This window comes from Aquimarina muelleri DSM 19832 (assembly GCF_000430665.1).
GTDB classification, from domain to species: domain Bacteria; phylum Bacteroidota; class Bacteroidia; order Flavobacteriales; family Flavobacteriaceae; genus Aquimarina; species Aquimarina muelleri.
Genome location: NZ_AUML01000075.1, coordinates 1 through 5,397 on the forward strand (window position 1 = coordinate 1; position 5,397 = coordinate 5,397).

The 5,397-nt window shown below is 37.0% G+C and carries 2 protein-coding genes; both read right to left on the reverse strand.

Translation table 11 applies throughout. From position 1 onward, the window contains the following. Nucleotides 1–2,442, reverse strand: a 2,442-nt coding sequence (locus tag H527_RS22655) for a beta-ketoacyl reductase (RefSeq protein WP_035088951.1), incomplete at its 3' end; no start/stop codon positions are given. 34 nt (nucleotides 2,443–2,476) lie between these two features. Continuing rightward, on the reverse strand, nucleotides 2,477–5,397 hold a 2,921-nt coding region (locus H527_RS22660), incomplete at its 5' end, for a type I polyketide synthase (RefSeq protein ID WP_162143833.1).

A 5,397-nucleotide genomic window follows, 5' to 3' on the forward strand; every position in this document is an offset into this window, starting at 1 on the left:
TCCGGCAATACCCAAATCAGTACGGCCTTCCTTTAAATCCTGACAAGCAAGATGTATTGCCGTTAAAGAAGAAGAACACATCGTATCTAATGTCATACTAGGACCATGCAAATTTAAAAAGTAAGATACACGATTCGCTATGCTGGCAAGGCTGCCAGATAGATTATATTCACCATACATCACCCCCGCATATACACCTACTTGACCAGCCATATCCCCATGTGGTATTTGAAGACTTGCTCGGGTATATCCCGCATCTTCTACTGCCATCCAACTATGCTGCAAAAACAAACGCTCCTGGGGATCTATCGATTTTGCTTCCCTTGGAGAAATATTAAAAAACCTTGGATCAAACTCATCTACACCTTCTATAAAACCACCCCATTTACTGTAATGATGACCGCTCTTAGTACGATCCTCACTATAGTATTCTCGCCAATCCCAACGTTCTTTGGGTACTTCGATAATACAATCTTTACCTGCACGAAGGTTATCCCAGTAGGCTTCGATATTAACAGACTCTGGGTAACGACCACTTAAGCCTACTATAGCAATGGGGTCTGTATTAGGTGATGGTTTAGAATTGGTTAAATCAGTAAAAGGGCGAGAATTAATAAAACGCTTACCTGAGATCATTTCCTGCCATGTTTGATCGTTAATCTGAGGCTGGATATCTTTATCTTTTGACTTTTTATTATTTGTATTATCTAGTTTTGTATTGAAAAGGGCAGCTAATTGAGCTGGATGAGAAGTTACAAAGTACTCTGTGAGTTCTCTGATATTCTGATACTCAAAAAACAAGGTTTTAGATAAAGATCCAAAGGTTTTCTCTAACTGGCTCGTAAACTTCATCGCTAATATAGAATCAATTCCATATTTCTCTAATGACTCTTGAGGATCTATCTTTCGGGAAGTCAACTTTAATAATGAAGAGAATTCTTTACATAAGTAATCCTCTGTTTTTTTGAAAAGATCTATATTATCTGAAATCATTTGAGAATCTATAGCTACATCATTAGACAAAGGTTCTTTTTTTACCTCATAATCTATATTTTTAGTATTGCCCAAGTCCGATAAATCATTCCCTTTCATCACCAAAACCTGATTATGAGGGAACTCCAGACTACGATAAAATGAATACATCCCTAGGATTGTTTCCATTGGTTGCACATCCATCGTTTGTTTGAGTATTTCTTGATTTTTTTGATCTATTTGCATACCTCCTTCTTGCCATAATGGCCAGTTGATAGATACGGTATGCCCCTGTCGATCGCCCGACAAAACCAATCCATTGCGATATACAGAAAACCAATCCATAAATCCATTGGCTACAGCATAATCTGCCTGACCTATATTACCCAATAGCGAAGCAACGGAAGAAAATAATACTATAAAATCTAAATCCAGATCCTTACTCGCTAAATCCAGATTAAATGTCCCTGAAACTTTTGGAGTTAGAACTTTATCAAATTCATCACTAGTCTTTTTAATAATAAAATTATCCGAGGTCATCCCTGCACAATGAAGGATACCATTAATTTGCTTACCTCCATCGGCTATAGAAGAAATCAAAGTACTTACCTGATCCAGACTGTTTACATCCAGTGGATGATATTCCACACTACTATTTCGTACTGGCAATGCATCCAGAACTGCTTTCTTTTCAGGAGTTAATATAGAACGACCTGTTAAAATAATCCGAGAATGCGTTGTTTGTTTAAGGATCTCTTTTGCGAATAAAAGTCCTAAACCTCCCATACCTCCTGTGATAAGGTATACTCCTTGATCTTTGAATGCAATCTTTGGATCGCTATGAGTTGCTGGTATCTCTTTATTTCTTAAAACATACCGAATATCCTGCTCATATTTGATAACAGAATCCAAAAACATGGTTTGGCTTTCTTCTAATTGTAAGAAAAGTGTATTTGCTTCTACCTCTGGATGGGTAATAATAACCTGACCTACTAGCTTTGGATTCTCCAATCCAGCTGTTTTTAATAAGCCTGAAAGACCTGTAAAAACAGCCTGTTCTGTATTGTTGCCTGTTACTATTTGTACTAGAATTTTACCCTGAACCTTATTGGTAAGCAGAGTACGCAGGTAATCGAAACAAATAAGAGCATAATTGCTGTATCTATTTGCGATATTTTGTTGCGGATCTGCTTGTAAAACTAAAACCTCGCTATCGGGAAAAGATGCCTTTACTTCTTCTTCTTTAATTTGAGGCATTTCACACAGAATAATATGTTGTTGAACATACTCTGGCGTATTCTCAGAGGCTACCGCTAAGGAAGTAGCTTCCCATACTTGATTAGAAAGCAATGCCATTGTAGTCTTACCTTCTTCCTGTTGTTTGATAACCTTAATCTTTTCCAGAGCTTCTTTTTGTGTGAGCTTGCCGCTGGAAACATCTTGAAATATTTTTTTTAGGTTTTCCTTCATCTTTTCTTTTAAATTTTTCTCAAGAATTCAGTTTTTAAACTAATTCCACAGCTTCTTCATCAGAAAGCTCTTTGTTTAATACACTTTGAATAAGTTTCTGATAATAGGTCTCATTAAAAGTTGATGTCCCGTTCGTATTTATAGGACTGTTATTGTTTTCCATAACACGAAAAGCAATTCCCTTAATTTGTACGCATATATGTCCTTCCTGATCACAAAGATCTATATCCAGTTTCGTGACTCTGCTATCAGGGTTACTTTCTGGTGAGTAACGAATCCATGCCACCATATTTTTTGTACAAGCAGAAATAATACGTACAGATTCTAAAGCAAAAGGAAGTAATGGTTGTGGTGAGATTTGATTCAAATCCTGAAATAAACCGATAGATGCTTGCAGAGCACTATCCATTAAACTTGGATGTAACAAATAACTTCTTTCCTCCGTTTCAACTATAGTTGGTAAAATTAAATCTGCCAATACTTGTTGCTCCCCTTTATAAATTGCTACTACACCTTGATGTGCAGGCCCATAATAAAGTTTCATTTGATTAAAAACTGTATAAATATCATTCTTCTCTAACTTACCTCTTATCATCTGGTCTCTAAGTCCTAGTATATCTAGTTTTTCTGGAACTTGTTGGCTACCAAACATTGCTTGACCCTGGAAATGAATAATTTCTTTCTCTTCATTATAACTGGACACCTTATAATGTATTTGTTTGTCTGCTGTAAGGTCTGAATCGTCTAAGAGTAAAGTTGTATTTATTTGTTTTTTGTGATCTACAACAAAAGGCTGAATCCAAGCAGTATTATTCAGCTCCAGAATAGCCTGTTCTACAGGAGCAGGCATTGCTTTTTTAATAGCTACTTGAACCATTTCTAAATATGCTACTCCAGGAAGAATTTTTTTATTAAAAACCTGGTGATCTTTTAAGAAAAATTCTTCTCCGTTGAATGTACTACTATAACTTTGTTTACTAAAATCTGAAGTATTCACATGTAATAAGGGATGTAAAATAGACGCTGTCTGTTCTATCTCTTTATCCTGCTTATTCGGAGTCGCTTCAATCCAATATCGTTCTTTAGCAAATGGATACAGAGGCAGGCTTATACGTTTAGGTTTTTGGTTTCCATAGAATTTGTTCCAATCCAACTCCAGGCCTTTTACCCATAAATCCAGTAATTTTGATAATTTCTTTTGAGATATCCAATTTTGGATGATAACTTCTCTCATTTCATTATCATTACTAATGATCCGCAAACCTTCTTTATTGCGTTTCACATGCCCTTGATAGATCCCATTAATAGTATTCTCTTGCTTGATATACATCTTAAGTTTTTCTGCTAATTGAAAAACACTACTCACCATAAATCCAAGTCGTTCTTCCATAGCTTCCCTACCTACTTGTAACGTATACGCTATTTCTACCAGATCAAGACTATCGCCTTCTTTTTCAATGAATCTCAGCAAATCTGAAGCTTTTACTCTTAGTTGTTCCTCCGATTTTGCCGATAATGGAATCATTAGCTCTGAGTTTTGGGTAATCCCCTGAACAGGGGTTTTTATGGTTCTCTGAGCAGTATATTCTCCCAAAACCAAGTGTGCATTAGTGCCACTAAAACCAAAAGAACTTATAGCGGCTTGACGGGATTGATTTTCATCTACCTCCCAATCTTTTAATTCTGTATTCACATAAAACGGACTCCCCTCTAATCCTATATGTTCGTTCAATTTTTCAAAGTTAATTGTTGGAGGCAGCTGTTGGTGTTTTATAGCCTGAAGTACTTTAATAAATCCTGCAACACCCGCAGCCGTTAAACAATGTCCGATATTACTCTTTACCGATCCTAAAGCGCAATATGCTTTTTCTTCGGTATATTTTTTAAAAGATTTTCGCAATCCTTCTACCTCAATAGGATCTCCCAGTTTAGTACCAGTACCATGCGTTTCTATTAACTGAATATTATTAGGATCTATATCGAATTGATCATATACCTGTTGTTCTAAAAGTGTTTGGGATTCTGTGTTTGGTGCGGTAATTCCGTTTGTTTTACCATCCTGATTCACACCCCAACCTTGAATAACTCCAAGGATAGTATCCTGATCCTTTTCTGCATCTTCGAGTCTTTTTAGCATAACTACCCCAACGCCTTCGCCTGGCACAAAACCATTGGCTCGTTGATCGAAGGTATAACATCTACCATCCGCAGAGAGCATACCTGACTGTGCCGTTTTTATATGCATATCCGGACCTGACATTACATATACTCCTCCTGCTAAAGCCGAATCAATACTACCAGATACCAAGCTATCGCAAGCATTGGCAATAGCCACCAATGAGGAAGAACAAGCCGTATCAATAGAAATACAAGGGCCCTGTAAATTTAAAAAATAAGAAATTCGTGCCGCTAATATTGAAGTAGAGCTACCAGTAAACCCTTGTGCGCTTAGTTGCTGCTCTCTCGATAACATTTGATAGTCTCCATAAGCACATCCCACATATACCCCACATTTACTACCCGATAATGCACTCGAGCTATATCCTGCATTCTCTATAGTATGCCAACAGCTTTGTAAAAACAAACGTTGTTGTGGATCCATACTTTCTGCTTCCACCGGAGAGATCGTAAAGAACATTGGATCAAAAAGATCATATTCTTCCAAGGCTCCCATCCATTTACTATAAGTTTTTCCAGAGACTACTTCTCCTTCGCTATAATATGCATCTATATCCCAACGCTCTTTACTAACTTCTCTGATACAGTTTTTACCTCCTGCTATATTTTGCCAAAACTCCTCTACATCCTTTGCCTCAGGAAACTGTCCCGCCATACCTATTACCGCAATAGCTTGCGATGAGGTACCCCTCTTACTTTTAGATGCTGTTCTTACCAATTTTGAACCATCCCGCCAAGAAATAAGTTTCTTTTTCTTTTCTATTTCCTTTCTGGAAA